Origin of the sequence: Citrobacter sp. Ce104 (assembly GCF_030334595.1) — a bacterium.
GTDB classification, from domain to species: Bacteria; Pseudomonadota; Gammaproteobacteria; order Enterobacterales; family Enterobacteriaceae; genus Citrobacter; species Citrobacter europaeus.
Window position 1 is genome coordinate 92,315 of record NZ_JAOWDP010000046.1, and the last position, 21,552, is coordinate 113,866.

Here is a 21,552-nt window from a genome sequence, read left to right on the forward strand (position 1 = left end):
GCTGATACGTTGGCTGCATTCACAAACACATCGTTATCTGTGTGCTCGTGAGGTTGCGCTTTCGCCACCGTCCAGCAGTTCGAATCCAGCTGGGTATACAGATTCCAGGCGAGCGGCAATTCGCTGAGGAACTTGTCGCTGCACCGCCTGCACTGCCTGTTCAATCGCGACTTCAAATGCTCGCTGATTGGCCGCACCATGACTCTTAATCACCGTGCCGCGCAATCCTAACAGACAGGCGCCATTATACTGGTCGGGGTTGAGGTGACTAAATCGCCTTGTCAGGCTTTTTTGTAACCAACGTTTTAATAACAGCAGCCACCACGACCGTTTTTTGCCCTCACCCTGAGACTTCAGCAGTGAAAGGAACATTCTGACAACACCTTCCATCGTCTTTAATGTGACATTACCTGTAAAGCCGTCACAGACCAACACATCGGTTTTGCCAGTCAGTAACTCATTGGCTTCAAGATAGCCGATATAATTAATAGAAGGGATTGTTTTTAGCACTGCAGAAGCATCCCGAATACTGTCGAGACCCTTGGTTTCTTCTTCGCCGATGTTGAGCAACGCAACTCGGGGATTGGCAATGCCAACCACCTCTTCTGCCAGCACGGAACCCATGACGGCAAATTGCACCAACATCGTGCTATCACAATCCACGTTGGCGCCCAAATCCAACACCACCGTTTTGCCCTTTTGCTGATGGGGTAAAACCGTCACCAACGCAGGACGCTCAATCCCCTCAAGAGGTTTGAGCAATAACTTCGCAAGTCCCATTAGCGCGCCCGTATTACCGGCGCTCACACAGGCTTGCGCTCGACCTTCTTTCACGAGCTCCAGGGCAACACGCATTGAGCTTCCACGACTGGCGCGAATAGCTTGCGAGGGCCGGGCATCACTGGCAATAACTGACTGAGCAGGGATAATCTGCAGACGTGAACGTTGTTCGAAGTCAGCTTTGGCAAGTAATGGCGTGATTGTATCGGGATCCCCGACTAAAAGAAGTGTGAGTTGCGAATTAGAATTCAGTGCCTGCAATGCTGCAGGCACTGTCACGGTAGGGCCAAAATCTCCCCCCATGACATCTAACGCCAGGGTTAGACGTGTCAAGGTATCGTCGCTGCCCGGTTAGGTGTTTCCCCAGTTACCCGGGGAAAGCCTCACTAAGCTTCATCACGCGTGTACTCTTTGTCTTTCTCACCGTAGCGGGAAAGCCATCGAGTCATGCGTGATTACTTAGCGATTACCTTACGGCCACGGTAGAAACCGTCGGCAGTGATGTGGTGACGCAGGTGTTGTTCACCAGAAGTTTTGTCTACAGACAGGCTGGTGACTGCGGTCAGAGCGTCATGAGAACGACGCATGCCACGTTTGGAACGGGTTGGTTTATTCTGTTGTACGGCCATGGACCTTACTCCTCAATTACTTACGCTTTAAGCTGGCTAATACGGCAAATGGGTTTGGTTTTTGCGCTTCATCAGGCAATTCGCCAAAGACCATGTCCGCCTCGGACACTTCACAGTGTTCAGAATCATGCACCGGAACTACCGGCAAGGAGAGGATAATCTCATCTTCAACCATTGCAAGCAGATCGATTTCACCGAATTCGTTAACCTCAATCGGCTCATACGCTTCCGGGAGTGCTTCAGCCTGCTCGTCAGAACGGACAGGACTAAAACAATATGTTGTGTGAACATGAAGTGGGAACGGTTTCCCGCAACGCTGACATTCGAGCGTAACCGATACTTTTGCATCACCGGTTATGACGGCAAGGCGCTGGTTATCGATCGCGAACGACATGGAGCATTCCACATCACTGTCCACACTGACTACAGAATCGGCGACGCGCTCAACCAGATCAGAAGTATAGATACCTTCATAATCGAGGCGTTTTTGAGCCGTACGAACCGGATCAAGAGTCAGGGGTAATTTTACCTTTTGCATAGGGCGCGCATATTAACTTTGTAACGTCATATAGTCAAAGAAAAAGGCAGCCTGTGGTTGCCTTTTGCCAATAATTCGCACACATTGCGGGTCATCGACTTAAAATCGCTCAACACAAGCCATTACAGCCAGCTTGTAGGACGAAGTCCATAGTTTAAAATGGCTCTCATCAATACGCTATATGCGAGGGAAAAAATATGCCTCAACTTATTCTTGCTTCGACCTCTCCCTGGCGTCGCGCTTTACTGGAAAAACTGGCAATCCCGTTCGAATGCGCAGCACCAGAGGTTGACGAAACGCCGTTACCGGGTGAAGCTCCGCGACACTTAGTCTTGCGACTGGCGCAGAAAAAAGCGCAATCTCTCGCCCACCGCTATCAATCGCACCTTATTATCGGCTCCGATCAAATTTGTGTTCTTGATGGTGAAATAACCGGCAAACCGTTAACAGAAGAAAATGCGCGCCAGCAGCTACTCAAAGCCCGGGGCAATATTGTGACGTTTTATACCGGACTGGCGCTGTATAATTCTGCGACCGGACATTTACAAACTGAAGTTGAACCGTTTGACGTTCATTTCCGTCATTTAAGCGAAACGGAAATTGAAGATTACGTGCGCAAAGAGCGTCCGCTGCATTGTGCCGGTAGTTTTAAAAGCGAAGGGTTGGGCATTGCACTCTTTGAGCGCCTGGAAGGTCGTGACCCAAATACCTTGATCGGTTTGCCGCTGATCGCGCTGTGTCAAATGTTGCGCCGGGAAGAGATGAACCCGCTGAACGCCTGATTAATCTGCCTGATGGCGACGCGATGCGTCTTATCAGGCCTACGATGCATAACACGATTGCAGGCCTGATAAGCAACGCGCGTCAGGCTTTGCGGCGTAATACCTCGAGGCAGCGCTTCAACTGTTTATCCATCGGCGCTTCAATACGCATCACTTCACCGGTACCCGGATGCGTAAATTTCAACGCCGCGGCGTGCAAAAAGAGCCTGCTCAGCCCGGTATCCGCCAGTTGCTTATCGAACTCGCGGTCGCCGTAGCGGTCATCAAAGGCAATCGGATGTCCGGCATATTGGGTATGCACGCGAATCTGGTGCGTGCGTCCGGTCACGGGGCTACAGCGCACAAGCGTAGCAAACGCGTAGCGCTCTTCCACTTTAAAGCGCGTTTCCGATGGTTTGCCTTCCTGATTCACCCGCACGATACGCTCGCCGCTTTGCAGGATGTTCTTTAACAGCGGTGCCTGCACGTTTTTCACATGTGACTGCCACTGGCCTCGTACCAACGCGAGATAGTCTTTCTGCATCCCTTTTTCACGCAGTTGTTCATGCAATGAACGTAAGGCTGAGCGCTTTTTAGCCACCAGCAACACGCCGGAGGTATCCCGATCGAGACGATGAACCAGCTCAAGGAAGCGCGCTTCTGGTCGCAGCGCACGTAAACCTTCAATGACGCCAAAGCTTAACCCGCTCCCGCCATGCACGGCCGTACCTGAGGGTTTGTTAAGCACCAGAATGTGGTCATCTTCATATAAAATGACATCGGTCAGCGCCGCGACCTTCTGCAAATTCGGTGAAATGGCCTCTTCTTCACGTTCAGCGACACGTACAGGTGGAATACGCACAATGTCCCCATCTTCGAGTTTGTACTCGGGTTTAATGCGTTTTTTGTTCACCCGCACTTCGCCTTTACGCAAAATGCGATAAATCATACTTTTTGGCACACCCTTGAGTTGGGTGCGCAAAAAGTTGTCGATGCGTTGCCCTGCTTCGTCGGCAGTAATGGCAACTGTTTTTACGGCTGGAGTCTCTGTTTTCATGGGGGCCGATTTTAAATAGCCATCAAGATTCGCGCCACACATTTTTCTATGCTTATATTAACTGCTATACCTTATTACTTAAGTTTGACATAGCCGATTTGGTGGTTATTAAAGCAATCACTACGCGGAAGTGAAAAAACTGTGAGTAACCGGGTGATAAATGGCAAAAGTCATCTTGCTATAACAAGGTTAGCAGTGGAATAATGAGGTTGTTTCCGTGTTGAATCTTGTTAAAACAAGAACTTTTCCGGAATGACCCAATTTTGCCCGACCGATCATCAACGCAGCAATGGCGTAAGACGTATTGATCTTTCAGGCAGTTAGCGGGCTGCGGGTTGCAGTCCTTACCGGTAATAAGGAAGCTTTTCTGGAGAGTAACACCCAGACTGTTCCCCTGATAATTGCGCTGTGTTTCCGTATGAAATACAGGCAACCGACACTCTGCGCCTCTTTGAGCTGACGATAACCGTGAGGTTGGCGACGCGAATAGACACGAGGCCATCGGTTCACACCCGGAAAGGCATTACTCTGCCCGCAGCTTAGTCGTCAATGTAAGAATAATGAGTAAGTTACGATGAAAAGAATGTTAATTAACGCGACTCAGCAGGAAGAGTTGCGTGTCGCCCTTGTAGATGGGCAGCGTCTGTACGATCTGGATATCGAAAGTCCTGGACACGAACAGAAAAAAGCCAACATCTATAAAGGCAAAATTACCCGTATTGAACCGAGTCTGGAAGCGGCTTTTGTTGATTACGGCGCTGAACGTCACGGTTTCCTCCCGTTAAAAGAAATTGCCCGCGAATACTTCCCCGCTAATTACAACTCCCATGGCCGTCCCAACATTAAAGATGTGTTGCGCGAAGGTCAGGAAGTCATCGTTCAGATCGATAAAGAAGAACGCGGCAATAAAGGCGCTGCGCTGACTACCTTTATCAGCCTGGCAGGGAGTTATCTGGTCCTGATGCCGAACAACCCGCGCGCGGGCGGCATCTCCCGTCGCATTGAAGGCGACGACCGTACCGAATTAAAAGAAGCGTTGGCAAGTCTGGAACTGCCTGATGGTATGGGGCTTATCGTGCGTACCGCAGGTGTCGGCAAATCCGCCGAAGCGCTGCAGTGGGACCTGAGTTTCCGCCTTAAGCACTGGGAAGCGATTCAAAAAGCCGCTGACAGCCGCCCTGCTCCGTTTCTGATCCATCAGGAAAGCAACGTTATCGTTCGCGCATTCCGTGACTACTTACGTCAGGACATCGGCGAAATCCTCATCGACAACCCGAAAGTGATGGAGATGGCGCGTCAGCACATCGCCGCGCTGGGTCGTCCGGATTTCAGCAGCAAAATCAAACTGTACACCGGTGAAATTCCGCTGTTCAGCCACTATCAAATCGAGTCTCAGATTGAGTCTGCGTTCCAGCGTGAAGTGCGCCTGCCGTCAGGCGGCTCAATCGTTATCGACAGCACCGAAGCGCTGACCGCTATCGATATCAACTCCGCACGCGCTACCCGCGGCGGCGACATCGAAGAAACAGCGTTCAACACCAACCTTGAAGCTGCCGATGAAATTGCTCGTCAGCTGCGTCTGCGCGACCTCGGTGGCCTGATTGTCATCGACTTCATCGATATGACTCCGGTTCGCCACCAGCGCGCGGTTGAAAACCGTCTACGCGAAGCCGTGCGTCAGGACCGAGCGCGTATTCAGATCAGTCATATTTCACGCTTCGGCCTGCTGGAGATGTCCCGTCAGCGTCTGAGCCCGTCTCTGGGTGAATCCAGCCATCACGTATGCCCACGCTGTTCCGGTACGGGTACCGTACGTGACAACGAATCACTGTCGCTGTCTATTCTGCGTCTGATCGAAGAAGAAGCGCTGAAAGAAAATACCCAGGAAGTTCATGCTATTGTTCCTGTGCCGATCGCATCCTACCTGCTCAACGAAAAACGTACCGCGGTAAATGCCATCGAAACGCGTCAGAATGGCGTGCGCTGTGTGATTGTGCCAAACGATCAGATGGAAACCCCGCATTACTCCGTACTGCGTGTACGCAAAGGGGAAGAAACACCAACCCTGAGCTACCTGCTGCCAAAACTGCATGAAGAAGCAATGGCATTGCCGACGGAAGAAGAATACGTCGAGCGTAAACAGCCAGAACAGCCGGCATTAGCTACCTTTGCTATGCCAGACGTGCCGCCAGCCCCTGCACCGCAGGAGCCTGCAGCGAAAGCCGCCGCGCCTAAAGCCGCAGCAGCGACCGCAGCCGTCGCCGCACAACCGGGTTTGATTAGCCGTTTCTTTGGCGCACTGAAGTCCATCTTCGGTGGCAGCGAAGAAGTGAAACCGGTTGAACAACCTGCACCGAAAGCTGAAGAGAAAACCGAACGCCAGCAGGATCGTCGTAAACCGCGGCAGAACAATCGTCGCGACCGTAACGACCGTCGTGATAATCGCGACAACCGTGGCGATCGTGATAACCGTAACGAGCGATCAGAAAGCGGCGAAAACCGTGAAGATAACCGCCGTAACCGCCGTCAGTCTCAGCAGCAAAATGCGGAAGCGCGCGATAACCGCCAGCAGTCCGTTGATGTCGCCGACAAAGCGAAATCCGGTGATGAGCAGCAGGCTCCGCGTCGCGAGCGCAACCGCCGTCGTAACGATGACAAACGTCAGGCGCAGCAAGAAGTTAAAGAGCTGAACCTGGCTGAACAACCGGCGCAGGATACCGAGCAGGAAGAGCGCGTACGTCAGCCTCAGACTCGCCGTAAACAGCGTCAGTTGAATCAGAAAGTTCGTTTCACAGATAGCCCGGCTGTTGAAGCTGAAGTGGCAACTGCCGCTGCGATCGCTGAAACGGCTGTCGTTCAACCAACTGAACAGCCAGCACCGGCACAGCGTACCGAACTGGCGAAAGTTGATCTGCCAGTCGTCGTTGCGACTGAGCAGGATGACAACAGCGAAGCGCGCGACTCAAATGGTATGCCGCGTCGTTCCCGTCGTTCTCCTCGCCATCTGCGCGTAAGTGGTCAGCGTCGTCGTCGTTATCGTGACGAGCGTTATCCGGTTCAGTCGCCGATGCCATTAACGGTCGCCTGCGCATCTCCAGAATTAGCGTCCGGCAAAGTATGGATCCGCTACCCTGTCGCTCGTCCTCAGGATCAGCAGGTTGAAGAGCAGCGCGAACAGGAAATGGTTCAGGAGCAAACTGCGACTGTGGCCGTGGAGCCTCAGGTTGCAGCTGCCGTTGAGCACAGTGTGGATGCCCCGGCGTCGGTTGAAACCGTACAGCCAGAGGTTGTTATTGCCGAACCTCAGCCCGCCGCTGTTGAAACCGCACAGGTTGAAACCACGCATCCGGAAGTCATTGCTACTCCGGTCGAGGAACAACCACAAATTATCGCTGAATCCGACGCACCTGTTGCCGAGGAAACCGTTGCGAAAGCCGAACCTGTCGCTGAAGTCGTGACTGCGCCGGTTGTCGATGCGCCTGCGGAAGTTGTTATTTCTCAGCCTGAAGTGGTTGAAGAGATCGCTGAGGTTGTGGAAACAGCGCCAGTTGTGGAAACCGCACCGGTTGTTGAAGAAGTTGCAGCGCCGAAAGAAGTTGTTGCAGCTCCTGTCGTCGAAGCCGCAGTCGTTAAGGCTGAAGTTGTCGCAACCAGCGTTGACACGGAACATCTTCACAGCCATGCAACCGCGCCGATGACGCGCGCACCGGCACCAGAGTATGTGCCTGAAGCGCCGCGTCATAGCGAGTGGCAGCGCCCGGCATTCGCCTTTGAAGGGAAAGGTGCCGCAGGTGGACACAGCGCCACACACCAGGCGACTGCGCCAGCAACACGCCCGCAGCCCGTTGAGTAAGACGTAATCAACATCAAAGCCGACCTTCGGGTCGGCTTTTTTATATCTGCTCTACGCGTTTCATCCCCGTTAGCTGCGGCATGACATCTTTCATTAACGCCAGAAACTTGCGTAATCGGGTGGGATAGTAACGCGCCCAGGGATAAACCAAATGTACAGGCAACGACGCCGCATGCCACTCGGGTAGCAGCGTAACCAGTCGTCCACGAGCAATATCCTCCTCGACCATCCAGCTTGAAACAATGGCCACACCCAACCCTGCCAGGGCGGCATTTCTTGCGACATAAATGCTGTCGGTGCTTAATCTGGGTGTAATATTCAGCGTAACAGGTTCATTACGTGGTCGATGCAGCAACGAAACGCTGTGCTGGTAAAACGTGTTCACTGCAATCCATGGCAGCGTTGATAACTGCTCCGGATGCGAAAGCTCGCTATATTGCTCAAGCAAAGCAGGATTCACTACCATGCTACGAGGAACCTCAGCCAGTAAAACCGAGACCGTCGCTGGATCAACCTCTGCCCCAACCCTGATGGCGCAATCAATATTATCGCTCAGGAAATCAACGGTTTTATCATTGAGCATCCACTCTACCGACAACTGCGGATAGCGCGAAAGAAACTGCAAAAGCGGTTCAAGAAGCTGTTGCTGCCCGAACGCATGCGGAGCACGTACTCGCAGCGTTCCCACCGGTTCATCCTCCGTAACATTGAGTCCATCTTCCAGCGCCAGCCAGGCATCAATAATATTCTTGGCATGCTGGTAGCCGCGTTCGCCGTCGTCGGTCAGTTTCATCGCATGCGTGGTGCGCATGATCAGTTTTACACCCAGCAGCGCTTCCAGGGATTGTAACCGTCGACTGACGGTCGCCTGCGTTGTCCCCATCTGCTTTGCCGCTGCTGAAAGCGACCCCGCCTCGACGATACGCACAAACGTGCGCATCAGCTCCACTCTATCTATACGCTCAGTTTTTACCATTCCAGGTTTCTTCATACGTCTGACGTATAACTGTTTTACCACCGCGCTCGCTACCGCGCCACCCGCTGAAGGTTAAAAATAGCCGCACATCCTGTGATTGAGGAATCAACTGTGAACACACATACCGCCCTTACCCGTTGGGTTATTTTTGTACTGGCATCAGGCGCCGGATTCAGCGTGGCATCCATCTATTATGCCCAGCCGCTTCTGCCCTTAATGGGTCAGGATCTGGCCCTAAGCATCACCGGCATGGGGCTGGTTCCGACGCTAACCCAGGCGGGTTACGCGTTGGGGATTTTCTTTTTATTACCATTAGGCGACCGCTATGACCGTCGGACGCTAATCCTGTTGAAAAGCCTCGCGCTCGCCGTACTGCTTCTGGCCTGCAGCTTTACCGGCCAATTGCATTCGCTTTTACTGGTCAGCCTGTTGATGGGAATGGCGGCAACCATGGCGCAGGACATCGTTCCCGCTGCGGCAATTCTGGCCCCTGAAGGCAAGCAGGGAAAAACGGTAGGTACCGTGATGACGGGCCTGCTGCTGGGAATTTTACTTTCACGTACCGTTAGCGGGCTAATAGGTGAGGCGTTTGGCTGGCGCGAAATGTATCAACTCGCAGCCTTCAGCATTGCTGTGATTTCCACCATCATGTGGAAAGTGCTCCCTCGTTTTGCTGTCCATTCCACGCTGAGCTACCCGTCATTACTGCTCTCAATGGCGCAACTGTGGCAGCGGTATCCCGCATTGCGCCGCGCGGCGCTGGCACAAGGCTTTCTGTCTGTTGCCTTTAGCGCCTTCTGGTCCACGTTGGCAGTGATGTTATCTGAGCATTATCACATGGGTAGCGCTATGGCTGGCGCGTTTGGTATCGCGGGCGCGGCTGGTGCGCTTGCCGCGCCGCTGGCAGGCCATCTTGCCGACAAAGTGGGCGCAGCGAAAGTGGCGCAGTTAGGTGCTTTGCTGGTAACAGTATCTTTCGCCCTGATGTTCCTGTTACCCGCCCTGCCAGTACAGGGGCAGTGGCTGCTTATTGCCCTTTCGGCGGTAGGTTTTGATCTCGGATTGCAATCCAGCCTGGTTGCCCACCAGAACCTGGTCTATGGCCTCGAGCCCCAGGCACGTGGACGCCTGAACGCGCTACTGTTTACAATGGTATTTATCGGTATGGCGTTGGGTTCGGTTCTCGGAAGTCAGGTCTACGCGCAGGCAGACTGGGAAGGTGTGGTTACGCTGGCAACGTTTAGCGGTGCGATTGCGCTGGTAATAAGATTAACGGGGAATCTGTCACTGAGAAAAACAACCGTGGCCTAAAAAAATGCCCGCTCCGGGGTGTTAAAGGAGCGGGCAGACAAACATATCCAGTTTCATGATATGTTCAAAAAAGGTCGTTACCGGTTAAGCTGGAACAGCGACATGCCCTGCATATCGGTAAACGTTTTGTACGATGCCTGCAGTGCAGCCTGCTGCATCACGTAGGACGAAATCGCTGCGTTCCAGTCAACATCCACCAGATTGCTCATCTGCTGAGTTTGACCCAGTGCACGATCGGCTCCCAGTGAATCCAGCGAGCTTAATTCGCTAAGCTGCGTGCCCAATTCCGCACGGACGCTCAACACATTATTGAGTGAATTCTTTAAACCACGGTTGGTTTTATCAATCGCCTCAGCGGCCTTTGCTTTCGCCACATCATCGCCTTCAATCGGCGTATTCAGGGCTGCAATAGCTGTATCCAGCATTACGAATAAGTTCGTTTCAGACTTGCTACCATCTGGCTCCGGAACCGCGTTGCTGGTCACCGAGTTAAAAATTTTATCTCCGGTATGACCAATCACCATTGACCGAGCGGCATCAACCTGTTGGGTGATATTTTCAGTTCCACCGCTATAAGTACCATCAGTCTGGGCAAATGGTGGAACTTCGGTTTTGTAGCCGCCAAAGATATAGCGACCATTACCGTCGGTACTGTTAGCCAAATTCATCAGCTGATCGCGGAGCCCTTGCAAATCAGTCGCTAACGATGCTCTGTTGTCATCACTCAATGTACCGTTGCCGGCGTTGACAATTTTTTCCTGCGCCGCGGTAATCGCGGTCGTCGCCCGGCTTAAAACGTTCTCTTCCAGTGACACTTTTTGCGTCGCGAAAGTACGCGCCAGCGTATATTGGCTGTTTTGCGCCTGAGCCTGAGAAAGCACTACAGCCTGCGAGGCGGCAATCGGATCGTCAGACGGGTTGATCACGCGTTTGCCCGTTGACATCTGCTCACCAAATTTTATCCATTCGGCCTGAGAGTTGGTAATGCCACGCATGTTCTGCTGGTACATCATCTGAGTACTAATACGCATTGAGTCCCTCTCCCTTAGCGAATATTCAGAAGCGCATCAAAGAGCGAATTTGCTGTTTGCAGCACTTGTGCGTTGGCCAGGTAATACTGTTGATAACGCTGCAAATTGCCGTACTCTTCATCGAGGTTAACCCCGGAAATCGACTGTTGCTGATTAGAAAGCTGCGTAACTACGTTGTTCTGGGTGGTGGCGCTGGTTTTCAGGGTAGCGGTTTTATTCCCGACATCGCTCACCAGCGTTGCGTACGCGTCATTGAAGGTTTTATTTCCGACAGTCGCTTTGGTTTGCAGATCCAACAATTTTTGGCCGTTACGGTTATCGCTTTTCCCTTTATCCTTATCTGGATCGATATCATTTTTGGATACTTCGGCCATGGCGATTTTCGACTCATCAGTCACAGCCACTTTCATATCAACAATGACATTACCCACTGGCTTCACCGTAAAGCTATCATTCGCTTTCGCTCCCGCCCCTACGGTTATTTCCAGCCCATCAAAGGACATTTTTCCACCAGTGACGGTCGCCTTAAAGCTGGTATTATCTGCAAGGCGAGTTACCTGCCAGTCAGTACCATCAAAAGTAATATTGTAATCAGTAGCCTGCACTGCTGAGCTATCAGTAACTTTTGCAGTTAACGACCCTGTCCCAGTATTTTTGGTATTACTGAGCACAGATGGACCGCCGATAGCAAAGAAGTCTTTACCAGCATCACCATTGGCATCAAAACCTTCTTTATGCTGCGTATTAAAGGCATCGGCAAACGCCAGTGCCAGTTGCCCCAGCGTGTTACGCGTCTGGTCCAGCTCTTGAGAACGGAACGTCATCAAACCGCCCAATGAGCCGGTATCAATGAGTTTTTCAGGAATTTCAACATTTCCGGCAACGCCATCAACATAGGCCACCGTAGTGCGTGTTGGATCGGCACTGGACGGTACTGCGGCCAGTTGGCGGGCGTTGCTGCCCTGTACCAGTGAATAGCCGTTCGCCATCGTTACGTTATAGGTGCCGCCATCCTGGACACTGACTTCAACGCCGACAAGTTTGTTCAGATCGCTAACCAGTTGGTCACGCTGATCGAGTAGATCGTTAGGCGATGCGCCCGCGCCAACGCCGGTCAGACGGGAAATCTGATCGTTGAGGCTGGCAATCTGCTTTGAGTAGTTGTTGATCTGATCTACGCTGGCTTTGATCGCAGTATTGACCTGCTTATCCTGATCGCGCAGATACTGATCGGTTGTTCTGAACTGATTCACTAAACCATCAGCTTTACCAATCAGTGCCTGACGCGCAGCCGGGTCTTCTGCATTACTGACCAGCGTCTGCAGGCTGGTAAAAAAACCCTGCATTGAGGTGGAAATTGAACTGGTTTTACTGGAAAGCAAATTGTCGATTTTCGACATTTGCTCATAGCGCGTTGTCAGGCCGCTGCTCTGGTTCTGCGCTGCACGCAACTGATTCGTGATAAAAGAATCATATTCGCGCTGTACGCCAGAAACATAGACGCCATTGCCAACCCAGCCCCCCGCACCCAGCGTGCTGTTCGCCTGCGCCATAATTGTCGTTTGGCGGGTGTACCCGGCAACGTTATAGCTGGAGATGTTATTACTGGCGGTATTCAACGCGGCCTGCGCTGCGCTAAGTCCACTCATCGCGTTATTAATCAAGCTGGACATGGAGGTTCCTTGTAATCCTTCAATACTCGTTATTATCGGCAGCAGGTCGGTAGACTTGAGCTATTTAAAAGAGATTATCGATGTTCGTGCTGTAGGTTTTGCTCACTTTTTCGCTCATCGATTTCAACTGCTGGATCATGTTGGTTAATTTACGCGCATAGTTAGGGTCAGTTGCGTAACCGGCATTTTGCAATGCCTGTGCGCCTTGCTCGGCTGTCGCGGCAGCGGTCACCGCCGCATAGCGCGGGTTACGCGATATCAGACCGACATAATCCGACAGCGCCTCCAGGTAAGAGCTATACACGCGGAATCTGGCTTTCACCTTTTTCGCCTCACCGTTTTCATATTCGGTAGTGGTGATTTCGGTGGTTGGGCCTTTCCAGCTTCCCGAAGCCTTCACGCCAAAAATGTTAAAGCTTGGTTCGCCATTTTCACGACGGATTTGTCGCTGCCCCCATCCGGACTCCAGCGCCGCCTGTGCCAGAATAAGATGATGCGGAACCCCGCTTTGCTGGCTGGCAAGCTTAGCTGGCAGCGATAGCTGGGCGAGGAAGTCTTTACTGTCACCTGACAGCGGCTCATCAATGCTTTCCGTCGCCCGGGGAATGGCTTTACGCACCAGTTGCGTCAGCGCCTGGTTTTGATAGCTGGTCACCGTTTCAAGCGAGAACTTCATTGGCACCTGCGGCGCGTCGTCTGCGGGTTGCGCCTGCCCTTCGGTCATCTGCTTAACCATCATTTCCGCCAGCCCCAGACCTTTACCTGCGGTCATCTGCTGCGCAATTTGTTGGTCATACATGCTGGTATACAAACGTGTCGAATCGCTGCTAAACACACCATCTTTCGGCAGCGCTTCACGCATGCTTTTCAGCATCATCTGCACGAACATCCCTTCAACCTGACGGGCGACCGGGCGGATATTCGCCGCCGGGTCCTGACCCGCTTTCGCTTTCAGTTCGTTCAGTGATTGCGCATCCCAGGCGGCGCTGGTCAGCAGTTTGCTGTCACCAATCATTAGATGATTTCCAGTTTGGCACGTAAGCATCCCGCACTCTGCATCGATTGCAGAATGGACATCAGATCCATCGGCGTTGCCCCCAGCGCATTAAGCGCACGTACGACGTTATTCAGGTTGGCGCTGGAACGCACGCTTTGCAGCGAACCACCGCTCTGGCGCAGATCGATCTGGGTTTGTGGCGTTACCACTGTCTGTCCACCACCAAACGGTGTATCCGGCTGGCTGACATTCGCCTGACGGTTTACCGTAATCGACAAGTTGCCTTGCGCCACGGCACAACTATCCAGCGTGACTTCGCGGTTCATTACGACGGATCCGGTACGCGAGTTGATAATCACTTTCGCATCCTGCGGCGTGACGTTCACCTCCATATTCTGGATGTCAGCAAGGAAACGGACCTGCGAACTGTTGCCGCTTGGCACACGCACTTGTATGGTCCGGGCATCCAGCGCCGTTGCGCTACCAAAGCCACGCGAGCGGTTGATTGTGTCGGTAATCTGCTGCGCCATCGTGAAATCTTCATTATTGAGCTGCAGATTAATAGTGTTACCGCCGCCGAACTGGCTGGGTAATTCACGTTCAATAATTGCGCCGTTAGTAATACGTCCGCCATTGAGCTGGTTAACCTGCACGCTACTGCCACCCGCAGCCGCGCCCGCACCGCCAACTAAAATATTCCCTTGCGCCAGCGCATAAACCTGGCTGTCGACCCCTTTCAGTGGAGTCATCAGCAGCGTGCCGCCGCGCAGGCTTTTGGCGTTCCCCATGGAAGAAACCACCACGTCAATCGTTTGTCCTTGCCGACCGAATGCAGGAAATGACGCGGTGACCATCACCGCCGCCACGTTTTTCAACTGCATGTTGGTGCCAGTTGGCACGGTTATCCCCAACTGCGAAAGCATGTTGTTGAGCGTTTGCGTAGTAAACGGCGTCTGGGTGGTCTGGTCGCCCGTACCATCCAGACCGACTACCAGCCCATAACCTATCAACGAGTTTTCCCGCACTCCCTGAACGCTGGTCAGGTCACGAATACGGTCAGCGTGCGCAATGGTGGCTATCAGCACCAGTACCATTCCAACTAAAGATTTAAACACTGGGTACCTCGCTTACATCGGCGACAAGTTAAGGAAGAAACGCTGCAACCAGCCCATATTCTGCGCTTCATTGATGTAGCCGTTGCCGACATACTCAATCCGCGCGTCCGCAACCTGAGTTGACGGTACGGAGTTGCTGCCACTGATGGTGCGCGGGTTAACGACCCCGGAGAAGCGAATGAATTCAGTGCCCTGATTAATGGCAATCTGTTTTTCACCCACGACATGTAAGTTGCCATTCACCAGTACCTGATCGACCGTTACGGTCAGCGTACCGCTGAAGGTATTGCTGGCGTTCGCGCCGCCTTTACCGTTAAAGGAGTTACCCCCTGACGCTTCTACGTCAGCACGTTCGTTACCGAACAGACCTTGCAGATAGCGCGGGACGGTATCAAAACCAAAGTTAGTCTTGCCGTCACGGCTGGCGTTAGCCGAAGAACTTTTGCTCGCGCTGACGTTTTCCTGCAATACGATGGTTAACGTATCGCCAATATTGCGCGGACGGCGGTCTTCGAATAGCGGCTGATAACCGTAGTTAATCGGCTGCGCCGACTGGAAGATTGAGCCATTCGCCACCGGCGTCGGACCTGGAACAGGCTGGGCAGACGTCGCGCCCTGCACGAGGGGGGTGGCCGGGATCCAGGCGCATCCTGTCAGTGAAACCACCAGCAGGGCTAAAATTGGGTATGGGTGAAGCGCGTATTTTCGCATTGCGGTCATCTTCAAAATCAGTGTGCCGGTGAGGCTTTCACCCCACCGGACCACACTTTAGAGTTGCGTCAGTTTTTGCAGCATCTGATCGGTGGTCGACACCGCTTTACTGTTGATTTCGTAAGCGCGCTGGACCTGGATCATGTTTACCAGCTCTTCCGCCACGTTGACGTTAGAGGTTTCAACATAGCCCTGGTACAGCAGACCCGCGCCGTTCAGACCCGGCGTGCTCTCATTCGGCGCACCGGATGACTGCGTTTCGGTGTACAGATTCTCACCAATACTTTCCAGACCGGTATCGTTCATGAAGGTTGTCAGGTTAAGCTGGCCTACCTGAACCGGCGCAGCCTGGCCCTGCTGGGTCACGCTGACAATACCGTCGCGGCCAATGGTGATACTGAGCGAGTTAGCCGGAATGGTGATGGCTGGCTGAACCTGAAAACCACCCGCCGTCACCAACTGACCGTTCTGATCCACCTGGAATGAACCGTCACGGGTATAAGCAGACGTGCCATCAGGCAGCATAACCTGGAAAAATCCCTGCCCTTTAATCGCCACATCTTTACTGTTGTTGGTCTGCGACAGGTTCCCCTGGCTGTGTAAACGCTCGGTCGCGACCGGACGCACACCGGTACCTATCTGCAAGCCAGACGGCAGTGTGGTTTGTTCAGAAGACTGGGCGCCAGGCTGGCGAATCGTCTGGTACAACAGATCTTCAAACACCGCACGCTGGCGTTTAAATCCGTTGGTGCTGACGTTTGCCAGGTTGTTGGCAATCACATCCATGTTGGTTTGCTGCGCATCCAGGCCGGTTTTGGCGATCCATAATGAACTGATCATAAAATGTCCTGTGTTAACTCATCGACAGCAGTTGGTTGGCGCGGCCCGCGTTATCATCCACGCTACTGATAATCTTCATTTGCATTTCAAAGCGGCGGGCGTTGGCGATCATGTCACTCATCGCAGCAACCGGTTTGACGTTACTGCCTTCCAGCACGCCCGACATGACGCGAATGCTGGGGTCGGCCTGTAACGTCGCACCACGAGTAGCCTGCGCGGCCTGAGTCAGACGGAACATGCCATCATCACCACGTTGTACTTCACTCCCCGTCGCCTTCACCAGCTTCAGTCGCCCGACTGGCGCGACCGTATTGGCCGGATCGCCAGGATTAAGCGCCGAGATCGTACCGTCTGCCGCAATGGTGACTTCTGAACCTTCCGGTACGGCTATTGGTCCGGCTTCGCCAATCACCGGGTGACCCTGAATAGTCAGTTCACCCGTAGGGCTTACCTGAATGGCGCCATTTCGGGTATATCCTTCGCTACCGTCCGCGGTCTGCACAGCTAACCAGCCATCCTGTTGCAGCGCCACGTCCAGTGGACGCGAGGTATAGTCCATCTGACCCGGCGTCATATCGGCCCCCGGCGTGGAGGCCACCACCAGCGTACGCGTCGGTAAAGACAATCCCTCAACGGGAACCGCACGCAGGGCATTGAGCTGCGCACGAAAACCCGGCGTTGAAGCGTTTGCCAGGTTGCTGGCCGTCACCGCCTGTTGATTCAGCGTCTGACTGGCCGCGCCCATGGCGGTATAAATTGCGTGATCCATTAAGCCATCCCGTCAGGCGCTTAGCGCAGGTTGACCAGCGTGTTGAGGATCTGATCCTGGGTTTTGATGGTCTGCGCGTTCGACTGATAGTTACGCTGAGCGACAATCATATTCACCAGTTCTTTACTCAAATCCACGTTTGACGCTTCCAGCGCGCCGTTGGTCAGCTTGCCGAAGTTACCTGAGCCAGCCGTACCCAACAACGCCACGCCGGAAGCCTGAGTCGCAGCCCAGACGTTGTCGCCCTGAGAAGCCAGACCTTCGTTGTTGGCGAAGTTTGCCAGCACGATCTGTCCTAAAACCTGCGTTTGCTCGTTGGAGTAGTTACCAACCACGGTACCGTCATTATTAATCTGGTAGCTAACCAAATCGCCCGGCTTGTAGCCATTCTGCGTAGCGGCAATCACACTGTTTGTACCCGTGTTTTGCTGCATAGAGTTCTGCAGGCTAAGAGTGAATGTCGCAGGGACTGCGCCGTTTATCGTGCCGGTAGTGATCGAAAACGAAGGTGTTGCATTTGCCGCGCCCAGCGTCCAGGTTGATTCAGTCGCAGGAGGCGTCGGCTTCACTTCGGTATAACCTTTAACGGCCTCCAGAGAGCCATTGGTGTCGAAGGTCATCTGGCTTGATTTCACCAGCGGCGAGTTTGCTACGCTGGAATCCTGAGTCCAGATATCCCAGGTGTTATCACCGGTTTTAACGTAATAAAGGTTAACGTCGTGCTGGTTTCCCTGGCTGTCAAATACCGTCAGCGGCGCACGTTTGTTATAGCTGTCAGCATCAGACGGCGAAAACTTATTCGTCGGAACTTTTGCTGATGAGTTCAGGTTGATCTGCATCGTCGCCGTTTCGGTGGATTTTCCCCCCATCAGCGTATTCGGGATAGTGATTGGGCCTGGATTTGCGCCCTGCTGAATAGTTGGCGGCGTACCGGCAGCCGGGTATCCCGTTAATTGCAGCCCCTGCATGTTAACCAGCGTTCGGTTTTCATCGAGCTTAAACTGACCATTACGACTAAAGAATACGGAACCGTTGCTGTCTACCATGCGGAAAAAACCGTTCTGGCTAATAGCAACATCCAGCCCGCGACCGGTGTTGGTCGTAGTGCCGTCGGTAAAGTCCTGGGTAATACCCGCAACTTTAACGCCCAGACCCACTTTAGAACCGGCAAACATATCGGCAAAGGATGCCGTACCGGACTTAAAACCGTAGGTGGCGGAGTTGGCGATGTTATTACCAATGACATCGAGGTTGGTCGCTGCAGCGTTCAGACCGCTGACCGCTTGTGAAAAGGCCATGACTTACTCCTGATAAGTGTGAAGGCTTAAATGATCTGCCGTACTTCGTCGAGGGTGGTGGTTCCATAGGTGCCCAGGTCCAGCGTATTACCGCCGTTACTGCGAATAACTCCCTGCACCAGCGCAAACTGAAGCGGCTGCGCCACCAGTTGCGTTCCGCCATTACTGGCAGCAATTGACACGTTGTAAGAACCGCTTGGCGCATCCGTGCCATCGGTCATGGTGCCGTCCCAGGTAAAGGTATGAACGCCCGCTTTCAAACCGCCAATATCAATGGTGCGTACCACCTTGCCGTCTTTATCGGTAATGGTTGCGGTAACCTTATCTGCTGGTTGCTGCAGCTCAACGCCAAACGGCGTGGTGGTGGTTTTGGCGCCCTCTTCCGTACCTTTACCGGTCAGGATGGTAGTGCCCGGGATCATGACGCCGTGGCCAATCAGGGTACTGGCCTGCAGCGACTGGCTGTTGTCGATCTGTCCGGAGATCGACCCCAACGTGGTGTTCAGTTTTTCTATTCCGCTCACGGTACTGATTTGCGCCAGTTGGGTGGTCAGTTCGTTGTTTTGCAGCGGGTTAGTTGGATCCTGGTTTTTCAGCTGTGCAACCAGCAGCGTCAGAAAGCTGCTTTGCAGATCAGCAGCGTTGCTGCCCGTCAGCGAATTCTTCCCCGTGGCGTCATTAACGCCAGTGGTGCCTGGGTCATTCATTTTTACAGCAATAGACATGTGCGCCTCCTTTACTGGCCTAGCGTCAGCGTTTTGAGCATCAAGCTTTTCACGGTGTTGAGCACTTCGACGTTTGCCTGGTAGCTACGCGAGGCTGACATGGTGTTGACCATTTCGCCGACGACGTCCACATTCGGCATTTTTACGTAACCATTCGCATCGGCCAGCGGATTACCCGGTTCATAAACCAGCTTATCCGGCGCCTGGCTTTCAATGACATCAGCAACTTTCACGCCACCGGTTGCTGCGCCTGGCGCGGCATCAACCTGAAAAACAACCTGCTTCGCACGATACGGTTGACCGTCGGGTCCGGTGACGCTATCCGCATTCGCCATGTTGCTGGCCGCCACGTTCAGACGCTTAGACTGAGCCGTCAGCGCAGAGCCTGCGATATCAAAAATATTTAACAGCGCCACGAATTAGTTCCCTCCTTGCAGCACGTTCATCATGCCTTTGATTTGTCCACCCAGCGCGGTTAGCCCCATTTGATATTTGAGGCTGTTGTCGGCAAATTGCGTACGCTCCCGGTCCATATCCACCGTGTTACCATCGAGAGACGGCTGGTCAGGAATACGGTAGAGCAGCTCCGTAGAAGGCGCGGAAACGGTCTGGGCCGGAATGTGTTGTGCAGAGGTCAGCGTCAACGAGACACCGCCGGTTTCTTCCCGTCCTCGCACCATGACTTTTTTCAATTCACTGGCGAAATCCAGGTCACGCGCCTGATACCCCGGCGTGTCGGCATTGGCTATGTTGGCCGCCAATACTTCCTGGCGTTGGGCGCGCAAATTCAGCGCTTCCTGTTGAAAACGTAAGGCGGCGTCGAGCTTATCGAGCATATCTCCTCCGCAAATGACAAAATTCAGCCGACAGCTTAAATCCCATTACGCGCGCGTTATCGCCGGAATAAACGCAAAATGCGTCGCTATTTGTTGCGTTGATGACTGCGTCACACAGGTAAAATCCTGCCACTACCTGAAAAAGCACGAGGTTTTGATGCAAACGTTTAAACGTGGAATAGTCGTTGCAGCACTGCTGTTCAGCCCTATGACGCTGGCGCAAGACCTGAATTCTCAGCTAACAGCATGGTTCTCCCAGCGTCTGGCCGGATTTAGCGATGAGGTGATGGTCACTATCCGAACGTCACCAAACTTACTGCCGAGCTGCGAGCAACCCGCATTAAGCGTGTCCGGCAGTGCAAAACTGTGGGGCAATGTGAACGTGCTGGCGCGATGCGCCAACGAAAAACGTTATCTGCAGGTGAACGTGCAGGCCACAGGAAACTACGTGGTAGCCGCCGCGCCCGTAGCCCGGGGTAGCGCCCTGACTCAGGCCAGCGTAACGTTAAAACGAGGTCGACTGGACCAACTACCACCGCGCGCGGTGCTGGATATGAGTCAAGTACAGGATGCCGTAAGCCTGCGCGATCTGGTGCCAGGTCAACCGATACAGCTTTCAATGTTGCGCCAGGCCTGGCGGATCAAGGCCGGTCAGCGCGTACTGGTTATCGCCAACGGAGAGGGTTTTCGGGTGAATGCCGAAGGCAAAGCGCTGAACAATGCCGCCGTTGCACAGAATGCGCGAGTGCGGATGGTTTCAGGCCAGGTGGTGAGCGGCATCGTCGATTCTGATGGGAATATTCTGATTAACCTATAATAGGTTAAAGATTTTTTAGCGTGTGCCGATAGATAAACAACCAATGATTACAGCGGGCCGCTATAGCGTAACCCCTCGATGAGGAAAAACAAAATGAGCATTGATCGTACCTCACCATTGAAACCAGTAAGTACCGTTCAGCCACGTGAAACCAGCGATGCGCCGGTACAAAAAGCGCGGAAGGAAAAAACCACCGCCACCACCAGCACCAGCGTCATGCTGAGCGACGCCCAGGCTAAACTGATGCAGCCCGGCACCAATGACATCAATATGGAACGCGTCGAAGCACTGAAAACCGCGATCCGTAACGGTGAGCTGAAGATGGACACTGGAAAAATTGCCGACTCGCTGATCCGCGAGGCGCAGAGCTACTTACAGAGTAAATAAAGTATGACTCGTTTGTCAGAAATACTTGACCAGATGACGACCGTCCTCAATGACCTGAAAACGGTAATGGATGCTGAACAGCAGCAACTTTCCGCAGGATATATCAACGGCAGCCTGCTTCAGCGTATTACAGAAGAAAAAAGCTCTTTGCTGGCAACCCTTGATTATCTGGAGCAGCAGCGCCGTCTGGAGCATGATGCCACGCGCAGCGCTAATGATGAAATTGCCGAGCGTTGGCAAACCATCACCATGAAAACACAGCACCTACGCGACCTCAATCAGCACAATGGCTGGCTGCTGGAAGGACAGATCGAGCGCAATCAACAAGCAATACAAGTGCTGAAACCGCACCAGGAACCGGCGCTGTATGGCGCAAACGGTCAAACCTCTGCTGCGCACCGCGGCGGGAAAAAATTCTCTATCTGATGCAAGCCTGATAACACTTTGC

General features: G+C 53.2%; 22 protein-coding genes. 6 read left to right on the top strand and 16 right to left on the bottom strand.

Going from position 1 to position 21,552, the window contains the following annotated elements:
* Positions 1–33 precede the first annotated feature (33 nt).
* The 3 genes from plsX to yceD form a co-directional block, all read right to left on the bottom strand.
* Positions 34–1,113, bottom strand: coding sequence for a phosphate acyltransferase PlsX (gene plsX / locus OGW16_RS03510; protein WP_072033327.1), 1,080 nt, complete (start codon positions 1,111–1,113; stop codon positions 34–36).
* 122 nt (positions 1,114–1,235) lie between these two features.
* Positions 1,236–1,409 carry a 50S ribosomal protein L32 gene (rpmF, locus tag OGW16_RS03515; RefSeq protein ID WP_003036242.1) on the bottom strand — a complete coding sequence of 58 codons (174 nt, stop codon included), beginning with the start codon at positions 1,407–1,409 and terminating at the stop codon, positions 1,236–1,238.
* 16 nt (positions 1,410–1,425) lie between these two features.
* On the bottom strand, positions 1,426–1,947 hold the full coding sequence (gene yceD, locus OGW16_RS03520) for a 23S rRNA accumulation protein YceD (protein WP_003036239.1): 522 nt from the start codon (positions 1,945–1,947) through the stop codon (positions 1,426–1,428).
* Between the two features lie 197 nt (positions 1,948–2,144).
* Here yceD and OGW16_RS03525 point away from each other — a divergent pair, with 197 nt between their 5' ends.
* The gene (locus OGW16_RS03525) at positions 2,145–2,729 is read left to right on the top strand and encodes a Maf family protein (RefSeq protein WP_286517896.1); all 585 of its coding nucleotides are present in this window, start codon (positions 2,145–2,147) and stop codon (positions 2,727–2,729) included.
* Between the two features lie 82 nt (positions 2,730–2,811).
* Here OGW16_RS03525 and rluC read toward each other — a convergent pair whose 3' ends face one another.
* On the bottom strand, positions 2,812–3,765 hold the full coding sequence (gene rluC, locus OGW16_RS03530; protein ID WP_167394270.1) for a 23S rRNA pseudouridine(955/2504/2580) synthase RluC: 954 nt from the start codon (positions 3,763–3,765) through the stop codon (positions 2,812–2,814).
* 574 nt (positions 3,766–4,339) lie between these two features.
* Here rluC and rne point away from each other — a divergent pair.
* Positions 4,340–7,618, top strand: coding sequence for a ribonuclease E (rne, locus tag OGW16_RS03535; RefSeq protein WP_286517898.1), 3,279 nt, complete (start codon positions 4,340–4,342; stop codon positions 7,616–7,618).
* Positions 7,619–7,658: 40 nt separating this feature from the next.
* Here rne and OGW16_RS03540 read toward each other — a convergent pair whose 3' ends face one another.
* Complete coding sequence (locus OGW16_RS03540) at positions 7,659–8,609, bottom strand: LysR family transcriptional regulator (protein ID WP_434542754.1); 951 nt, start codon at positions 8,607–8,609, stop codon at positions 7,659–7,661.
* Between the two features lie 96 nt (positions 8,610–8,705).
* On the opposite strand from OGW16_RS03540, the gene OGW16_RS03545 reads away from it, so the two are divergent.
* Positions 8,706–9,905 (top strand): MFS transporter, encoded by a 1,200-nt coding sequence (locus tag OGW16_RS03545; RefSeq protein ID WP_043015917.1) that lies wholly within the window; start codon positions 8,706–8,708, stop codon positions 9,903–9,905.
* A gap of 77 nt (positions 9,906–9,982) precedes the next feature.
* Here OGW16_RS03545 and flgL read toward each other — a convergent pair whose 3' ends face one another.
* The 11 genes from flgL to flgB all read right to left on the bottom strand — a co-directional run bounded on the left by flgL (position 9,983) and on the right by flgB (position 19,900).
* Positions 9,983–10,936 (bottom strand): flagellar hook-associated protein FlgL, encoded by a 954-nt coding sequence (gene flgL / locus OGW16_RS03550; RefSeq protein WP_080625389.1) that lies wholly within the window; start codon positions 10,934–10,936, stop codon positions 9,983–9,985.
* Positions 10,937–10,950: 14 nt separating this feature from the next.
* Positions 10,951–12,609 (bottom strand): flagellar hook-associated protein FlgK, encoded by a 1,659-nt coding sequence (gene flgK, locus OGW16_RS03555; RefSeq protein ID WP_087050399.1) that lies wholly within the window; start codon positions 12,607–12,609, stop codon positions 10,951–10,953.
* Positions 12,610–12,673: 64 nt separating this feature from the next.
* On the bottom strand, positions 12,674–13,624 hold the full coding sequence (gene flgJ / locus OGW16_RS03560; RefSeq protein ID WP_043015914.1) for a flagellar assembly peptidoglycan hydrolase FlgJ: 951 nt from the start codon (positions 13,622–13,624) through the stop codon (positions 12,674–12,676).
* Complete coding sequence (locus OGW16_RS03565) at positions 13,624–14,700, bottom strand: flagellar basal body P-ring protein FlgI (protein WP_087050398.1); 1,077 nt, start codon at positions 14,698–14,700, stop codon at positions 13,624–13,626. Before OGW16_RS03565 ends, flgJ begins: the two co-directional genes overlap by 1 nt.
* A 33-nt stretch (positions 14,701–14,733) precedes the next feature.
* A complete protein-coding gene (flgH, locus tag OGW16_RS03570; protein WP_087052661.1) occupies positions 14,734–15,432 on the bottom strand; it encodes a flagellar basal body L-ring protein FlgH in 699 nt (232 codons plus the stop codon).
* A 57-nt stretch (positions 15,433–15,489) separates the two neighbouring features.
* On the bottom strand, positions 15,490–16,272 hold the full coding sequence (gene flgG, locus OGW16_RS03575) for a flagellar basal-body rod protein FlgG (protein WP_003036202.1): 783 nt from the start codon (positions 16,270–16,272) through the stop codon (positions 15,490–15,492).
* A 13-nt stretch (positions 16,273–16,285) separates the two neighbouring features.
* Positions 16,286–17,041, bottom strand: a complete 756-nt coding sequence (locus tag OGW16_RS03580) for a flagellar basal body rod protein FlgF (protein ID WP_016156188.1) — start codon at positions 17,039–17,041, stop codon at positions 16,286–16,288.
* Positions 17,042–17,061: 20 nt separating this feature from the next.
* Positions 17,062–18,339: a flagellar hook protein FlgE gene (flgE, locus tag OGW16_RS03585; RefSeq protein WP_043015911.1), complete on the bottom strand. Its 1,278-nt coding sequence runs from the start codon at positions 18,337–18,339 to the stop codon at positions 17,062–17,064.
* A 26-nt stretch (positions 18,340–18,365) separates the two neighbouring features.
* On the bottom strand, positions 18,366–19,064 hold the full coding sequence (flgD, locus tag OGW16_RS03590; RefSeq protein ID WP_043015910.1) for a flagellar hook assembly protein FlgD: 699 nt from the start codon (positions 19,062–19,064) through the stop codon (positions 18,366–18,368).
* An 11-nt stretch (positions 19,065–19,075) separates the two neighbouring features.
* Positions 19,076–19,480 carry a flagellar basal body rod protein FlgC gene (gene flgC, locus OGW16_RS03595; protein ID WP_006685091.1) on the bottom strand — a complete coding sequence of 135 codons (405 nt, stop codon included), beginning with the start codon at positions 19,478–19,480 and terminating at the stop codon, positions 19,076–19,078.
* 3 nt (positions 19,481–19,483) lie between these two features.
* Positions 19,484–19,900: a flagellar basal body rod protein FlgB gene (flgB, locus tag OGW16_RS03600; protein WP_016152626.1), complete on the bottom strand. Its 417-nt coding sequence runs from the start codon at positions 19,898–19,900 to the stop codon at positions 19,484–19,486.
* Between the two features lie 157 nt (positions 19,901–20,057).
* Between flgB and flgA the strand changes: the two genes are divergently transcribed.
* The 3 genes from flgA (at position 20,058) to flgN (ending at position 21,530) form a co-directional block, all read left to right on the top strand.
* Entirely contained in the window at positions 20,058–20,717 is a 660-nt protein-coding gene (gene flgA / locus OGW16_RS03605) for a flagellar basal body P-ring formation chaperone FlgA (protein ID WP_043017885.1), read from the top strand.
* Between the two features lie 93 nt (positions 20,718–20,810).
* On the top strand, positions 20,811–21,104 hold the full coding sequence (gene flgM / locus OGW16_RS03610; RefSeq protein WP_003832153.1) for a flagellar biosynthesis anti-sigma factor FlgM: 294 nt from the start codon (positions 20,811–20,813) through the stop codon (positions 21,102–21,104).
* 3 nt (positions 21,105–21,107) lie between these two features.
* The gene (gene flgN, locus OGW16_RS03615; RefSeq protein WP_043015909.1) at positions 21,108–21,530 is read left to right on the top strand and encodes a flagella biosynthesis chaperone FlgN; all 423 of its coding nucleotides are present in this window, start codon (positions 21,108–21,110) and stop codon (positions 21,528–21,530) included.
* Positions 21,531–21,552 lie beyond the last annotated feature (22 nt).